We start from the raw sequence: 16239 nt of genomic DNA on the forward strand, positions 1-16239 counted from the left end.
AACTATTTGATATTAATTACAGCACTTTGCGTGACTAAGAGGTACAGTAACAGCAGTGAGCAAAATAATTTTCGATTTGCTTACTTGAACATAATTTCACACCCAATTCCAATAGTTTTTCCACAATCTGTACACTTCGAGGTACAAATCTCCTGAGCCATGCCTTTAATTCCCACCATAAATGTTCGATGGGGTTAAACTCAGGTGAGTACGGTGACAAATACACTACTCTTGCTCCCACTGCTTCGATCATTTTTTCCACACCTTCTACCTTGTGTGCCTTCAAATTATCCATAACTAATACCGCTCCTTTCCATAATTTGGGAACCAATTGTTCTTGCACAAATTTCTTGAACTCTTCTCCATTCATTGATTGTTTCATTGTTTTCATGGCGATGACCTTCTTGTTGGTTATTGCACCAATTACTGTCACCCTACTTCCTCTATAAAATGGCTTGATATCGTAGCTTCTTTCTCCCTTTTTACTTCTAGCTCTGGATCTCATTATCCCTAGCAATACGCCCATTTCGTCCAAAAATATCAGATCTTTTGGTGCGACATCTCGGATTTTTTTCCAATATTCTATTCGCTGATTTTGATTAATTTCTTTATGGGCTTGACTGCTGCGTAGTGTTTTTTTTTCAAAGTGAGTTGCTGCTTTTTTAGGAATCGGCACATCGCACTCTCGCTCAACCATACTCCTGTTTTTTCGTGCCAATACTCACAGTATTCCGCTAGTGTGTAATCTGGATACTGGGCTACCATCTCTTCAATCTGTTGTTCGTGACCAAACAGTAAACTCGGTTTACCGCCCTTTGCCTGACTAGGGAGTAATCTTCCTGTCTCTTTTTTTCGCTTTAGTAGGGCTTGTACGGTACTTTTACTGACTTGAAATCTTTCTGCTACTTGCCGAATAGAGGTGTTACCTGCCTCGTAAGTGTCAACAATCTTTTGACGCATATCTAGGGAGTAGGGTTTCATTTTTTTCTTTCTTACCACCTCTACTATTGTACCTAACTGTTAAGCAAAGTGCTGTATACTATTTTTTGAACTAGCATAATTTGTGGATACTTTTTTTGTTTTGATTATAGGTTCTCTAATTTTGCCAATTGTTCCCGGGCCAAATTGCGGACTTGTTCATCTGGATCGTTGGCAAATCTATGGCGAAGTATTTCTAAAGTTTTTGGGCGATCGGAGTATTGCTTGACCATGATTTCAAGTGCTGTTTGTCTGGGATTATCTTGGAACTTAGACTGACGTTCAAAAGGATGATTGATAGCTATATCGCACAACCATTCAAATATCTCTGGTTCCTCTTTCCACCCCCGTGCTAATTCTTGGACTGCTGTTTGTCGCACATCCCAATTATCGTCAGATTGAGCGCGTTGTTTGAGGAGAGGTAAGGTTTCCCGGTCATCTTTCCACCCCCGTGCTATTTGTTGGACTGCTGCACCTCGCACATACGAATCATCATCAGATTGAGCCCAGTGTTTGAGGAGAGGTAAGGTTTCCGGGTCATTTTTCCACCCCCGTGCTATTTCTTGGACTGCTGTATATCGCACAGCCGAATCATCGTCAGATTGAGCCCATTGTTTGAGGAGAGGTAAGATTTCCGGGTCATCTTTCCACCCCCGTGCTATTTCTTGGACTGCTGTTTGTCGCACATCCGAATTATCGTCAGATTGAGCGCGTTGTTTGAGGAGAGGTAAGGTTTCCGGGTCATCTTTCCACCCCCGTGCTATTTCTTGGACTGCTGTTTGTCGCACATCCGAATCATCGTCAGATTGAGCGCGTTGTTTGAGGAGAGGTAAGGCTTCCGGGTCATCTTTCCACCCCCGTGCTATTTCTTGGACTGCTGCATATTGCACAGCCGAATCATCGTCAGATTGAGCGCATTGTTTGAGGAGAGGTAAGGTTTCCGGGTCATCTTTCCACCCCCGTGCTATTTCTAGGACTGCTGTACCTCGCACAACCCAATTATCGTCAGATTGAGCGCATTGTTTGAGGAGAGGTAAGGTTTCCGGGTCATATTTCCACCCCCGTGCTATTTCTTGGACTGCTGCATATTTCAGATCCGAATTATCGTCAGATTGAGCGCGTTGTTTGAGCCAAAGTAAGGTTTCCGGGTCATATTTCCACCCCCGTGCTATTTCTTGGACTGCTGTACCTCGCACAACCCAATTATCGTCAGATTGAGCGCATTGTTTGAGGAGAGGTAAGGTTTCCGGGTCATCTTTCCACCCCCGTGCTATTTCTTGGACTGCTGCACTCCGCACAGCCGAATTATCGTCAGATTGAGCGCGTTGTTTGAGCCAAGGTAAGGTTGCGGCGCCATCTTTCCAAGTAAAGGCGATCGCACTTACTGCTTGAGTACGAATTTCCTTAACTAGATTAGCTTCTTCTCCAGAAGGCTGATAATAGTAATTGAGGTCGTACTTGGTTAACTCTTTTAAGCGTTCAAGCAATTGAGTCTCAACCGCAGCAATCACCTTTCTATCCCTCACCTCATTCAAACACTTCGCCGCCAAAAACAGATTGCGGAACTTTTGGGCTTCCCCATCCTGCAGCATCAGAAACTCAATCAATTCCCCCGTAAACCGTCCATCAATCAATCCCGCAATCAAGCATAAAACTTCCTGCCAAGATTCATCATCCCAGTGCGTGCCAAAAACCTCGGTTTTCAACTCATCTAAAGAAAGTTTTTGCGTCTTCTCAAATCTCTCCACCACCTCCGACGCACAGAAATATTCCAAAAAAGTTCGATGCACAAACCCATAAGTATCCGCACCCAAATAACATAAAATAAAGTTGCGAGTTCGCAGTTGGTTAATTATCAACTTTGCCCGCTCTTTCGGCCGATCGAAATCTTTATTCTTCAGATATGCTGTCAGGGTATTCTCCAAATCTTCCGCACTAATAATATTGCCAGCTAAGCCTTCAGGTGCTGCTTGCATCTTGTAAGCGACTCGCCGCAGCATTTCTTGCTTATCTTTAGCATCAATAGTTTTCGGATCGAGCCTGCTATCTTCTACTAAAGACCTTTCCACATCCCATTGATAAAGCAACACCCGCGAAGCTTGATTGTATAGTTCCGCCCTGTCTCTCGGCAATTCTTGCCCGCGATTTAAAATCGCCATAATCGTCAACAATAACGGATTCCCCGCTAAATCTCGAATCGTTGATGAATACGCTAATGCTCTTTCCATGCGATCGCGAATTCGCGCTTTTTCCCCAGCATCAGTAAAAGTTAATTCGTGCCAGCGGCGAACAAAATCCTGAATTTGTTCCGCATTCAAATCTTGGAGAATAAAGTGATGAAACCCTGCATCTTGCAACCGTTGAGGTTTGTAACCAATAATCCGAGACGTGACAATCACTCGCACGCGGGGATACTCATTAGTAAACCGATGAATCGCGGTAATTACATCTTCTCGTTTCCCGGGATCGAAAATTTCATCTAACCCGTCGAACATCACCACAGCCTCGCCTGCTTTAAGCTGTTCCTGCAATTGATGCTGATTCAAGTGACAAATTGAACCCGGACTTTGATGGAAAAATTCGAGGAAATTCTTGCAATGTCCTGATTCCCCGCTGCGAATGTAAGTCCGCAATTCTATTAGCAGCGGAATTGGCAGAGATGTCACGCTATTTAAGGGCGATCTCGCCCAGTTTAATGCTAAAGTTTGTAACAGACTAGACTTGCCAGAACCCGGATCGCCTAAAATAACAATGTAGGGATACTTTTGCTTGTCATTGATAACATCTAACACGGATACGATCGGCTGAGAAAAATAACCGCGCCGATATTTCTCTAAATTTTCTAGTTCGATCGCGTCTAATTGATTGCTGTCTTGCAGCCGCCGTTGATGTTCTTTAGGAATTTCGTAAGCTTGGGGCAGAAATGATTCGTAAATCGATCGCACATCTTGGAAAATAAAGATTTGCCAAACCTTCAGTTTTTCCCGATAATCGTAGGTATTGGGATCGACGCTGCTTAAATTGAGATTGCTGTAACGCTCGCACAGAGCTTCTTGATATTGCCTCAAGTCAAAATCTGGAATAATCCCCGCCGTTTCTTGAGTATTTTTCTGAATGCTATCCAGATTTTGAGCATTCAAGATATCGCGCAAGTCTTTTGAGTCAAAGAGAATTCCTTGAACTTCTTCGAGATACTGATTAGCGATTCTTTCCCACTTAAATCTTGCTGGTAAAGGAGTTAAATCTAGTTGACTCCAGGTTTGTTCCAGAAGTTCTGCATCGAGAGATTCGCGATCGCTCTCAAAAGCCTTGCCCAAAATTTCCTTAACAGACTTGTTATTGATAAATTGTTTAACATCTTGAATATACCCCTTACTTTCCTCGGGGGAAAGGCCGCCGTTTTTTAACTGCAGTTGCACCAACTCCAAAAACTTTTTGATTGCTTGGCCCGCTGCAACTTTTCGCGGGTCTTTTTCGCCTAATAAGACGTTTTTCAGGGAATCTTTAAAAAAATCTTTAGCAAAATCCTTCGCGCCGTCTTTGACTAAATCTTCTAAGATGGGTTTAACGAGAATGCCTACTGCTTCCGTTGCTCCCCAGACTACCAGCCACTCGATCATAAAGCTAGCCCGAGAATTAATTTATGTTTATAATATAGCAATTATCAAGGAGTGATGAAATTATCAAAAACTGTAGGGTAATAATCTCCCGTGATTGCCCCCATAGGTTAGGCTAGTATCAGTTTTCTGTCGCTGCGCTGCGATTAGCCCCGATCCCGCCTGATTGTTGCCCCCTACTACCCCTTAAAAATCGGGAAGAACATCAAAGTTGCGCTTTTTTACAGGGATTTACAGGAGTTCGACTCGGCTATAACGAGCGATCGACAATTAGGTCTTTCCTTCTGGTAGCGCTCTCAAAAGAGGAAAATTTTTCTATCTTTTTTGTCGTTCGCTTGTGTTATACTCTAATAATGGGAGTTTGAGCAATTTTATATTAACGCACAGATTTTTATTATTAAATAATACCAGGTCAAGCCCAAAAAGTAAAGTCGTTGACCCCAAAAAAAACCAAAAATTTTTGAGATATCATTAAGAAAAGTAAAGAACAAAAATCGTAAAATTGAGATAGGACATTCGCGACAATTATGACATACGACTACGACTTGTTTGTGATAGGTGCGGGTTCCGGCGGATTGGCGAGTTCCAAGCGAGCAGCATCCTACGGCGCAAAAGTGGCGATCGCCGAAAATGACTTAGTAGGCGGAACCTGCGTAATTCGCGGCTGTGTCCCCAAAAAACTCATGGTGTACGCCTCCACATTTTCGCACCTTTACGAAGATGCGGTGGGCTACGGTTGGAGTCCCGTAGAAAGCAGCTTCGATTGGGAAAAACTTGTCACCACGGTAGACGCAGAAGTGCGGCGACTGAGCAAACTGCACATCAGCTTTCTCGAAAAAGCCGGAGTCGAATTAATCTCAGGATACGCCAAATTTATTGATCCCCATACCGTCGAAGTTGGTGACAAAAAATTTACCGCAGCCAAAATCTTAATTGCAGTCGGCGGAGAAGCCAGAAGAGTCCCAATTCCCGGCATCGAACACGCGATTACCTCCCGCGAAATCTTCCTCCAAAAAGAGCAGCCAAAACGGTTTGCCATTTGGGGTGGCGGCTACATTGGCGTCGAATTTGCTTGCATTATGAATGGGTTGGGAAGCCAAGTAACTCAAATCATCCGCAGCGAGTTAATTTTGAACGAGTTCGACACAGAAATTCGCACCAACGTGCAAGAAGGAATGATTAAGCACGGAATAAACATTTTGACAGAAAGCTCGATCAACCACATTGAGAAAACTCCAGAAGGCTTAAAAATAACTCTGTCGGGAAAATCCGAAGGAACGCTCATAGTAGACGCGCTGTTGTGCGCTACCGGGCGCTTGCCGAACTTGGAAAAATTGGCTTTAGAAAATGCGGGAGTAGAAATCGATAATTGTGCGATCGCAGTTACCAAAGACAGCCGCACCAGTCAGCCGCACATTTTTGCGGTCGGAGATTGCACCAACCGCATCAATTTAACGCCAATTGCGATCGCCGAAGGACGCGCTTTTGCAGATACTGAATTTGGCAACAATCCGAGAGCAATCAGTTACGAAAATGTACCCTCAGCGGTATTTTCCCAGCCGGAAGCGGGTAGCGTCGGCTTAAACGAAGTGCAGGCTAGAGCAAAGTTTCCCGACTCAATTAAGTGTTACACAGCCAAGTTTCGGCCGATGTTTCACGCTTTGACAGGTGCAGACGAGAAAACTTTTGTCAAGTTAATCGTTGAGACTAATACTGACAGAGTTTTGGGCGTGCACATGGTGGGGAAAGACGCGGGCGAGATTATTCAAGGAATGGCGATCGCTGTTAATATGGGAGCTACGAAGAAAGACTTCGACGCGACTATTGGCATTCACCCATCGACTGCTGAAGAGTTTGTTACTTTGCGGTAAAGCGGGCGAAGCAGCCAGGGGTTTAAACCCCTGGCTAACAGCCTAAAGTCGGTTAAAATTTAGATATTGCATCATTTTCAAGAACAGGCAGGATGCCTGTTCCACAGAAAAATTTTATTGTGCGGTGGGCAGGATGCCCGCCCCTGAAGAAACTAATGAGTGATTCAACCAAACAAAACAAAATTTTAGCATTCTATCTCGGTCAGCAGCCTGATTCACAAGGTCGGGCGATCGAGGATATTTGGTCGTGGGATTACCACAAGCTGGAATCCGTGCACAATTACATTCAATGGCTGTTTCCGCTGAGAGAAAAGAGCCGCTTTAATTCCAGTGCTCCTACTTTAAATGATGAGGTAATTCAAGCTTTTAGAACAAGTGAAGAGTTGAGAACTCGCTTAGCCAAATCTCTAAAAGTCATGCTGGCGTTTTACGGGCTGGAATGCCGCGAAGGGGAAAACGCAGAAATAGTAATTGCCAAATCCGAGGAATATTTGTCAAGAAAAAGAGAGTGGATTGAACCATTTAATCACAACTACCTGCGGCTGACTAGGATTCTCACAAGTTTGACAAATTTGGGCTTGAAGAATTATGCTTTGGCTCTTTTCAGATGTTTGGATGAAATATATAATGAAAATAAAGAAAGTATTGGTTTAAAAACTTATACATATTGGAAAAATGCTGTAAATAGTTAAATCGGGACAAGCCAATCAGTGGGACAGTAACCGAACGCTACGAACCCAATAAATAATGGATAAAGCAATTACAGAAAATCACGCTCAGTCGGGCAGAGAAATTTATCAAAGGATTTCTAACAACATTCAAAAAGTGGTGAAAGGGCAATCAGCAGCAATCAGGAAATTGCTGTCAGCCTTTGTGAGTGGCGGGCACGTCCTCCTAGAAGATTATCCCGGTACAGGTAAAACTACCCTAGCTAAAGCCCTAGCCTTATCTGTCGATGTCAGCTTTAAACGCATTCAATTTACACCTGACCTTTTGCCATCCGATATCTTGGGCATATCCATGCTCGACCCCAATCAACGCACGTTCCATTTCCACGAAGGCCCAATTTTTGCTAATATTATCTTGGCTGACGAAATCAATCGGTCATCACCGCGAACCCAATCCGCCCTCCTAGAAGCAATGGCAGAATTTCAAGTCAGCATTGACGGAAATTTGCACAAACTTAAAGACCCATTTTTTGTCATTGCTACTCAAAATCCAGTAGAATCTCGTGGCACTTATCCACTTCCTGAAGCCCAAATGGATCGCTTTGCAGTTCAATTTAGTCTAGGATACATCTCGCCAGAAGACGAAGTTAACCTGCTCGGAGACCAAATCCATCAACATCCTATTGATACACTTCAAACCTGCGTTAATTTAGAGGATTTAATTAGCTTAAAACAGCAGGTAAAGCAAATTAGAATTAGTGAAGAATTGAAACGTTACCTCGTAGATATCGTGAATGCAACTCGCTCAGCCGAAGGCGTACAACTAGGGGCGAGTCCCAGAGCTTCCCTAGCTTTAATGAAAGTTGCTCAAGCATTAGCTTTGTTTGATGGCTATGAGTTTGTTACGCCAGAACATATTCAAGAACAGGCGGTATCAGTCATCGCTCATCGCCTAGTAATGGAACCTCAAGCGCGTTTTTCGGGTAGAATGGCCCCAGGTGTTGTTGAAGAAATTATCAAATCTATTCCTGTACCCGCCTAAAAAATGAAACGTGTTTTCTACGCTATCTTTCGCTTCGGTGCGCGTGTAAATCGAGCGCGAAAGAAGCGATTGACCAACAATGGGTTAGCAGTGCTTAGCTGCACGCTTTTAGCGGGGATTTTAGGATTAGATACTAATCAGACCCTGACCTATCAAATCTTTACTTTCCTGTTGTCAATTATAGGAATAGCCATAATTTTCAGTAGATTTTTTCGCTTCCGCTTCAACGCAGTACGGTTCTTGCCAAAGTTTGCAACTGTTGGAGTCACTTTAAAATACCGTATTCTCATTCATAACAAAACTACCCAGAGTCAAAACAACCTGAAATTGGGGGAAAATTTTGCCGACACCTGCCCAAGTTTTCAAGAATTTACAGAAACACCTGAACCAGGTGAAGAACAGCGCACTTCATTGGATAAATACTTCGGCTATCATCGTTGGCTGTGGCTGATTTCTCGAAAACAATGCGCCACAGCTAAAGCCATAGAATTGCCTCCTCTCCTACCCAATAGCAAAACCGAAGTGGTATGTGAAATTACGCCGTCCTACAGAGGTGTTATCCGCCTGACTGGTCTAACAGTTACTAGGTCAGATCCTTTTGGGATTTGGAATGCTTGTAAAACAATTTCCTTGCCCCAATCTATGTTAATTTTACCCAAACTATATCATTTACCACCAATTCAGCTTCCTGGCTCAAGAAGATATCAATCAGGTGGCGTAACATTAGCTTCATCCGTAGGAGATTCCGAGGAATTTAGGTCTCTGCGGGATTATCGACCGGGAGATTCGCTACGCCAAATTCACTGGAAAAGTTGGGCAAAAGCAGGTAAGCCAATTGTCAAAGAAGAACAGGATGAATTTTTTGTGAGGCACGCCTTAATTTTGGATACATTTCAAAGTGTAAAATATAGTGAAATTTTAGAAGAGGCAATTTCAATTGCTGCTTCATTATCCTATGAAGTTCAGACTCAAGAATCCTTATTGGATTTGATGTTCGTCGTTCAAGAAGCTTATTGTTTTACCTTTGGCAGAGGGCTGAACTCTACTGAAAAACTGCTAGAAATTCTCGCCTCTGTGGGTGCCTGTCAGGATAAAGCTTTTGACTCGCTCACCTCAGTTTTGATGGAAAAAATCTCTCTGCTAAGCGGTTGTATTTGTATATTTTTGTGTTGGGATGAACCTAGAAAAAGATTAGTAAATTATCTGAGAAGTCGCGGTATTCATACATTAGTTTTAATTTTGACAGAGGCAGAAGCTCAATTAGATAGCTTAAAATTAGAGCTGATTAAAGATGACTTAACAAGCTGCCATATTTTAAAGCTAGGTCAAATACAAGAGGAGTTAATGAAATTATGAAAATGCCAGTGTTTCTGTTGGGTGCTAGTGTAATTTTTTGGGGCTGGCAGACGGGACTATGGTTTTTTGCTTTGCCAATTGCTCTGATTTTAGAGGCAGCTAACTGGTTGCCTTATCGGTGGGATTTTTCAGCTAGTGATTTTAGGCGCATTGCTAATTTCTGCTTAATTTTTTTGTGCTGTTTGCTGGTTTATCTCCTGGTCGCCAACCGCTCTATTTACTTGATATATAATTTGTTGCAGTGGCTTCCTGGTGTATTTTTTCCACTGGTAGCTGCTCAGGTATATTCTGTTAAGGAAAGTTTGGATATACGCCAACTTTTTTTGTGGCTAAACAAGGTCACAAAAAAAGCACTACTTAACCCCTTGATGGTGAATCTAAATTATCCATATTTTATCTGTTGTCTGCTATCCGCTAGTGCGGCGAACAGTAGAGAGATCTCTTTTTATGCTGGGATATTTGCCTTAACCGCTATTGCTTTGTGGTCTGTGAGAACGAAAAATGTTTCATTTATTCTCTGGCTTAGTCTGATGTTAATTGCTGGCAGTATAGGATTTATAGGACAGATGGGCCTGCACCAACTTCACCTAGCAGTAGAACAGCAAGCAATCTCATGGCTTAGTCAGGGGAACTCTCAAGAAACAGATTTTTTGAAAAAACAAACGAACATCGGGTCAGTGGGATCATTAAAACAGTCAAATGAAATAATTTTTAGAGTTGCTCCTGAAGCTAAACAGACTCCTCCCCGACTGCTAAGAGAAGCCACTTATAATCGCTACAACTCTTCACTTTGGCTCGCCTTAAATCCTAACTTTGTTCCCGTACAACCAAAGATTAATGGCACAACTTGGGATGTAGGCGACCAACTACCCAATCCATCAACGATTACTATTTCGGCTACACTCCAAGGCAACCAAGGTTTATTAAAGCTGCCAGATGGAACTTTTAAAATTGACGCATTGCCTGTCAGTCAGATGGAAAAGAATAAATATGGCACAATAAAAGTGGTGGGAAAGGCTGATATGCTGGCTTATCGAAGCTACTTTAATAATAATTTTTCTGTAGATAGCCCGCCTACAGAAGACGACCTGGAAATACCAAAATCCGAAATAGCTGCACTGAATAAAATCCTCAGTCAAGTGGATACTCAAGGAAAGTCGCCACCAGAAATATTAGATAAAATAGAGTGGTTTTTCCTAAAAAATTTCGTTTATTCACTGAAGCTTAGGGGCAAAGATAATGATGCTACGCCTCTATCAACATTTTTACTTGACACTCGCTCTGGACATTGTGAATATTTTGCTACCGCTGCCACACTTCTCCTGAGAAAACTTGGTATTCCAGCCCGTTATGCTGTTGGATATTCTGTTCACGAATTTAGTTCTTTGGAGAACCAATTTATTGTAAGAAGTCGCCATGCTCATGCTTGGACTTTGGCTTATATCGCGGGAAAATGGCAAGCTTTTGATCCTACGCCTTCTGATTGGGAAAGCATGGAGGATGCTGCTGCTCCCCGATGGGCATTTATCTCGGATTTATGGTCGCTATTGAGTTACAAAATTGTGCTGGGGTTGCGATATTTATCAGGTAGCAATGGATTGAAGTATGGGGGAGTCATCCTGCTGGCATTACTATTTTTTAGGAGGGGTAATCCTAATTTTAAGAAAACAGTACGCCTGTTATCTAACAAACAAAAATGGCTAAAAGCTATTTCTAACAAAGATTCGTTGAGTCCGAAATCGGAATTTTATTTAATCGAACAGGCGTTAAATGAGTCTGGATTGATTCGCTCTCCTGCCGAGTCTTTTAAAAATTGGATCGAGAGGTTAAAAAAAGAAAAACCGGAATTATATTGTCTCGAAGAGTTAGCATTGTTGATTGAGATTCATTATTGCGATCGCTTCGATCCCAAAGGAATTCAAGACGCACAAAAAGCTGAATTTAAATTGGCAATTCACTCCTGGATAGAGCAATATCGCAGGCAGGCGATCGCCTCAAACTCTCAGGTTAATAAAAGCGGTAAGTCTACTATAGCTTTTCTCAGGTAGATGATGTACAGATTTAGATTTTAAATTGGGAGATTGAAGACTTTTTAATTAATTCGTAAATTCCCCAATTATTCAATTATTCAATCTAAACTTGTACCTCCCTTAACTGAGAACCGCTATATATACCTTTCCTAAATCACTTGTACAAGACCGTCGGTTATTAGACAAGTCACAATTGCTTTATGCCTACTTAAGAGAACAGCCTTATCAGGGTACTTATACAATTAATCTATCCTCCGACCAAGGCATTGGTCGAACAGCAAGAGTGGAAACTAGCTCATAATCCACTTGTGTGTACGCGGTAGCCTTAAAAAGGGGGACGGAAGAGAAGATTCTTGTCCCCCCGCAACGATTCGGGGAGCGCCGGGGCGATCGGGTCTTAATCGCGAGACAGAAGACTCGCACTACCTTTGAGGTTAAGTTGACACCAATGGGCATTGTCCTGTCCCTACCCGCTGAGCAAATTTTTACTGGTTTTACTTGTAACTAGGCGCTTAGCGAAAGTAACGCTTCTGGGGCGAGTCAGAGCGTCCATTTTCTCAACCAAGGCTCGGACTCTGGATTTGGGTTCCCAGGCTTTACACCTCGGAACCCGTTAATTACAGGAAAAATCAGGACACGCCAGTGCCGTTTCCCTACCTGCCGCCTCGTCGAAAAAAAATTTTAAATCCTTTGAACCTTTTTTAGAGCTGTCCTGTCTAAACACTTCAGATAACGAACTGGTGGGGGAGACTTCACAGGTGTTAGGTGTGCCAGCCAATGTTTTAACCGATGACTGTTCCGACTCGGACTTAGTTGCTCAATGTTTAAAGGGCGATCGCACTTGCTTTCGCTACCTTTACCAACGCTACCAACACAAAGTCAGGTCAACCCTTTACCAACTCTGCGGCCCCTCACTTCTTGACGATTTAGCACAAGAAGTATTCCTGCGAGTCTGGAAAGGATTGCCCAAACTCAAGCACCAGGAAAACTTTTCTACTTGGCTTTATCGAATCACTTGGAATGTGGCTTCCGACCAAAGACAAGCATTTGCTAAACAGCATTCTTTTGACTCCCAACTTAAAAATCAAGAAGTAATGGATGGGATTATTATTAAAGATAACACATCCGACTTGATGCAGTTGCACTATGAAGATTTAGTGCAGCGGGGACTGGATCAATTGAGCTTTGAACACCGCAGCGTTTTGGTGCTGCACGACCTAGAAGACATCCCGCAAAAAGAAGTAGCCCAAATTTTGGGACTGCCAGCAGGAACTGTCAAATCTCGCGTGTTTTATGCCCGAAATGCTGTGCGACAATTTTTGCAAAAAGAAGGTGTCAGCGAGCTATGAATAACCCAAGCAGCGACCAAGAGTTAGTAAAATTCTTGAATAAACATCGCCCAACTCTTCCTGAAGCTGCACCAGATTTAGAGCTAAAAATTTTAGCAGCAATAGAAAATAATCAGGCGAACCTTGTTAATCAGACCCACCGAGAAAAAACGCGAGTAACTGCGTCACCTAAGTCTAATGACAGGTTAAAAATATCATCGGTTTCTAAGTGGGCTGTGTCGTCTGCGATTGCTGCTGGTCTGCTAGTTCTTTGGTCTGCTGGCTACCGTCCGTTTGAGACGGCACAATTGCCAGATGAGGAAACAGCTAAGTTAGAAGCATTTTTAGTTACTAACTGGGAGGGTGTACTCCATGATTCTCCCCAAGAAAATATGACCAATCGCTCACAAACAGACTGGTTGACTTTCAGCCCAGGTGCTGACAGTGAACCGCCAACAAATAAGTAATATCAAAGAGGCAATTTTCATGTCAATTCGTCGTATATCTGCCCTAGCCGTTTTAATGCTGACTCTCGGTAGCACAGCCGCAGCAATAGCAGTTCCCAATCCCTTAGAACCGGAAACAATTGCACAAAACCAGCGTCCAAATCGACCCGCTGGCAGGGAGGGTGGGATGTTCGATAAACTTAATTTAAGCGCAGAACAAAAGCAGCAAATGCAGGCAGTGCGCGATCGCTACAAAGACCAAGTTTCCCAGCGGATGCAAGCAGTCCGCCAAGCCAGACAAGAATTGGAAACGATGATGTCCGGCACGGCAAATGCCAGTGAAATGCGCGAAAAACACCGTCAAATAATCGGATTGAGGCAGCAGTTGGAAGAGGTGCAATTTGAAAGTACACTCGCAATGCGAGAAGTGCTCACAGCCGAACAGCGCAGCCAATTAGCTCAAATGATGCAGCAGCGCCGACAAACTGCTAAAAACCGGATGCAAAACGGTCAAAAGCCGCAGTAATTGACCAGTAGTTTTGAGTGAATCGCAGGGTGCGCCTATCGCACTCTGCGATTCATTGTACGCAGGTAAATATTAATAAATTCAGGCATCGATAAAGGCAGGTTTTATGTAATCTATGCGATAGTTTGGTTTCTCCGGAAAAGCCATTTAAAAGCGCAGCAATTTCAAGCCTATGCGATGGCTTTATCTTTTTATAAACCGTCTTAAAACGGAACAATTTAAAGGGGTGGCAGTGCTTGATATCTTCCAAATATCAGTATATAGTTTCTTTGAGTTAGTGTATTATTTTTTGAAATAACTCATTTTAAGTTAAAATAATTAGTTGAAAAGTCTCATAAAAATTTCTGGATGAATCTACAGAAGGATTCGAGTTACATTTATTTACACGGATTTGCTTCAAGTCCCGATTCCCTTAAGGCAAAATATTTCCGCAATCGCTTTTCTTCCCTAGAAATTGATATAAAAATTCCCGATCTCAATCAAAACGATTTTTCGGGACTCACTCTCACCCGCCAATTAAACCAAATAGAAACAGAGTTTTTGGCAACCCCATCCTCGCAATCTCCCACAGAAAAGGTAAAAAATCTAGGGGGAGTCACCATAATAGGGTCGAGTTTTGGGGGGCTGACAGCGGCTTGGTTGGCCCAGCGACAATTGTCAGTAAAACAAATAGTTTTGTTAGCACCGGCTTTTCAATTTATCTCCCACTGGCTGCCACTGTTGGGACAGCAACAGTTAGAAAAGTGGCAGTCTGAGAAATATCTGCCCGTTTACCACTACGGCGCACAAGGTTATCTGCCGCTGAATTATCAGTTTTTGGCAGATATGGCTCAATACCCTGAAGAAAAATTAATGCGGTCAGTCCCTACGTTAATCCTTCACGGCCAGCATGATACAATAATACCGATTCAAGCGAGCAGAAATTTTGCCGCTAACCGTCCCTGGGTGCAATTAATCGAATTAGAAGATGATCATTCTTTGGGAAATGTCCTAGCGGAAATGTGGGAAGCGATTCAAAAGTTTTGCCAATTCAAAAATTAAAATTTGACCCACTTGCAAGTCTTAACAATCAAATGACTCAACAAGATCGATCGACTCGCACCTTAGCCGTTGACATTGGCGGAAGTGGCATCAAAGTTATGGTGTTGGACAATGAAGGCGAACCCCAAACGGAACGCAGCCGTTTAGAAACGCCTCAACCACCCAAACCGGAACCCGTACTAGAGGCGATCGCGTCTTTAGCCAGCGGACAAGGGGAATTTGACCGAGTATCCGTCGGTTTCCCAGGCGTCGTGCGTCTAGGCGTCATCAAAACCGCAGTGAATTTAGATCCCTCTTGGATAGATTTTGACCTAGAAACTACCCTCAAAGATCGCTTGGGAAAACCTGTGCGAGTGGCTAACGATGCCGATATTCAAGGATTGGGAGCAATTGCTGGGACGGGGGTAGAATTAGTAATTACCCTTGGCACCGGTTTCGGTTCTGGCTTATTTGTCGATGGTATCTTGGTGCCAAATCTAGAATTAGGACATCACCCGTTTCGGAAAGGGGAAACTTACGAACAGCAATTAGGGCGATCGGCATTAGATACAGTCGGTTCCAAAAGATGGAATCGCCGTCTGGAAAAAGCGCTCACGTCTCTGCAAAATCTCTTTAACTGCGATCGCATTTACATCGGCGGTGGCAATACTAAAAAGATTGTTTTTGAGTTACCGCCACAGGTTAAAATAGTACCGAATGTGAGCGGTTTATTGGGCGGGATTGCTTTGTGGCGCGATTGAATCGACTTTGTGACCCACATGCCCATAAATCAAATCAAAGAAACCGAGTTTTTTGCCTGGATTAAAGGCAATAATCCAGTTTTTTCCTAAAAAACCCGGTTTCTAAAGCGAGGACAGTTGATGTGGTTTTTGGCTGGTGCGAGATCCGTTTAAAAAATTATTCGCCCATCGGATCGCGGTAGCGTTTGGGTTCATCCTTGCGAAACAGATTCGCTAAACCGAGGATACCCAATAAACCCAAAGCACCCCAATGATTGTTGTCGTCCTTGCTTTCTTGAAAGGGAGTTCTGTCTACAACGACTCCATTAGAATCAGTATTGTTCTGTGCGGGAGCTGACTGCGTTTGAGCTGAGGCAGGCATAGCTGAAGGGAGAACAGCCAAACTCAAAGCTATGAGGGTAGCAGCGGTATTTTTAGATAGATCGGAAGGCTTGACTTTCATAACTCGGTCTCCAAATATCAGCAGTTACTTTATCAAAATAATCAATTTGCCGCAGCAGACGCATCAATCGAGCGACAGAAACTAAATCCCCTCTCTCCTCTTGCTTTCGATAGAGAAAAGGCTATATCCTAAGTTTAGACGCCTTTGATACAGC

Annotated in this window: 15 protein-coding genes; 11 read left to right on the top strand and 4 right to left on the bottom strand. The window is 43.1% G+C overall.

The window, feature by feature from the left end:
* Positions 1-34: 34 nt before the first annotated feature.
* The 3 genes from D0A34_04585 to D0A34_04595 form a co-directional block, all read right to left on the bottom strand.
* Complete coding sequence (locus tag D0A34_04585) at positions 35-697, bottom strand: IS630 family transposase (protein ID UNU18238.1); 663 nt, start codon at positions 695-697, stop codon at positions 35-37.
* Positions 583-999: a transposase gene (locus tag D0A34_04590; GenBank protein ID UNU18239.1), complete on the bottom strand. Its 417-nt coding sequence runs from the start codon at positions 997-999 to the stop codon at positions 583-585. Before D0A34_04590 ends, D0A34_04585 begins: the two co-directional genes overlap by 115 nt.
* Positions 1000-1085: 86 nt before the next feature.
* Positions 1086-4598: an NACHT domain-containing protein gene (locus tag D0A34_04595; GenBank protein UNU18240.1), complete on the bottom strand. Its 3513-nt coding sequence runs from the start codon at positions 4596-4598 to the stop codon at positions 1086-1088.
* A 524-nt stretch (positions 4599-5122) separates the two neighbouring features.
* On the opposite strand from D0A34_04595, the gene gor reads away from it, so the two are divergent.
* From gor to D0A34_04650, 11 genes are all read left to right on the top strand, one after another.
* Entirely contained in the window at positions 5123-6466 is a 1344-nt protein-coding gene (gene gor / locus D0A34_04600; protein ID UNU18241.1) for a glutathione-disulfide reductase, read from the top strand.
* A gap of 155 nt (positions 6467-6621) precedes the next feature.
* Positions 6622-7158, top strand: coding sequence for a hypothetical protein (locus D0A34_04605; protein UNU22169.1), 537 nt, complete (start codon positions 6622-6624; stop codon positions 7156-7158).
* Between the two features lie 55 nt (positions 7159-7213).
* Positions 7214-8176, top strand: a complete 963-nt coding sequence (locus D0A34_04610) for a MoxR family ATPase (GenBank protein ID UNU18242.1) — start codon at positions 7214-7216, stop codon at positions 8174-8176.
* A gap of 3 nt (positions 8177-8179) precedes the next feature.
* A complete protein-coding gene (locus tag D0A34_04615; GenBank protein UNU18243.1) occupies positions 8180-9532 on the top strand; it encodes a DUF58 domain-containing protein in 1353 nt (450 codons plus the stop codon).
* Positions 9529-11580 carry a transglutaminase domain-containing protein gene (locus D0A34_04620; GenBank protein UNU18244.1) on the top strand — a complete coding sequence of 684 codons (2052 nt, stop codon included), beginning with the start codon at positions 9529-9531 and terminating at the stop codon, positions 11578-11580. Before D0A34_04615 ends, D0A34_04620 begins: the two co-directional genes overlap by 4 nt.
* A gap of 292 nt (positions 11581-11872) precedes the next feature.
* The gene (locus D0A34_04625; GenBank protein ID UNU18245.1) at positions 11873-12070 is read left to right on the top strand and encodes a hypothetical protein; all 198 of its coding nucleotides are present in this window, start codon (positions 11873-11875) and stop codon (positions 12068-12070) included.
* Between the two features lie 259 nt (positions 12071-12329).
* Positions 12330-12911 (top strand): sigma-70 family RNA polymerase sigma factor, encoded by a 582-nt coding sequence (locus tag D0A34_04630; protein ID UNU22170.1) that lies wholly within the window; start codon positions 12330-12332, stop codon positions 12909-12911.
* On the top strand, positions 12908-13357 hold the full coding sequence (locus D0A34_04635; protein UNU18246.1) for a hypothetical protein: 450 nt from the start codon (positions 12908-12910) through the stop codon (positions 13355-13357). Before D0A34_04630 ends, D0A34_04635 begins: the two co-directional genes overlap by 4 nt.
* A 19-nt stretch (positions 13358-13376) precedes the next feature.
* Positions 13377-13862, top strand: coding sequence for a periplasmic heavy metal sensor (locus D0A34_04640; GenBank protein ID UNU18247.1), 486 nt, complete (start codon positions 13377-13379; stop codon positions 13860-13862).
* 348 nt (positions 13863-14210) lie between these two features.
* A complete protein-coding gene (locus tag D0A34_04645; protein ID UNU18248.1) occupies positions 14211-14903 on the top strand; it encodes an esterase in 693 nt (230 codons plus the stop codon).
* Positions 14904-14935: 32 nt separating this feature from the next.
* The gene (locus D0A34_04650; GenBank protein ID UNU18249.1) at positions 14936-15643 is read left to right on the top strand and encodes an ROK family protein; all 708 of its coding nucleotides are present in this window, start codon (positions 14936-14938) and stop codon (positions 15641-15643) included.
* A 157-nt stretch (positions 15644-15800) separates the two neighbouring features.
* Here the strand turns inward: D0A34_04650 and D0A34_04655 are convergent, their stop codons facing one another.
* Complete coding sequence (locus D0A34_04655) at positions 15801-16085, bottom strand: hypothetical protein (GenBank protein UNU18250.1); 285 nt, start codon at positions 16083-16085, stop codon at positions 15801-15803.
* Between the last annotated feature and the right edge of the window lie 154 nt (positions 16086-16239).

This window comes from Microcoleus vaginatus PCC 9802 (assembly GCA_022701275.1).
In the GTDB taxonomy this organism is placed as follows: Bacteria; Cyanobacteriota; Cyanobacteriia; order Cyanobacteriales; family Microcoleaceae; genus Microcoleus; species Microcoleus vaginatus_A.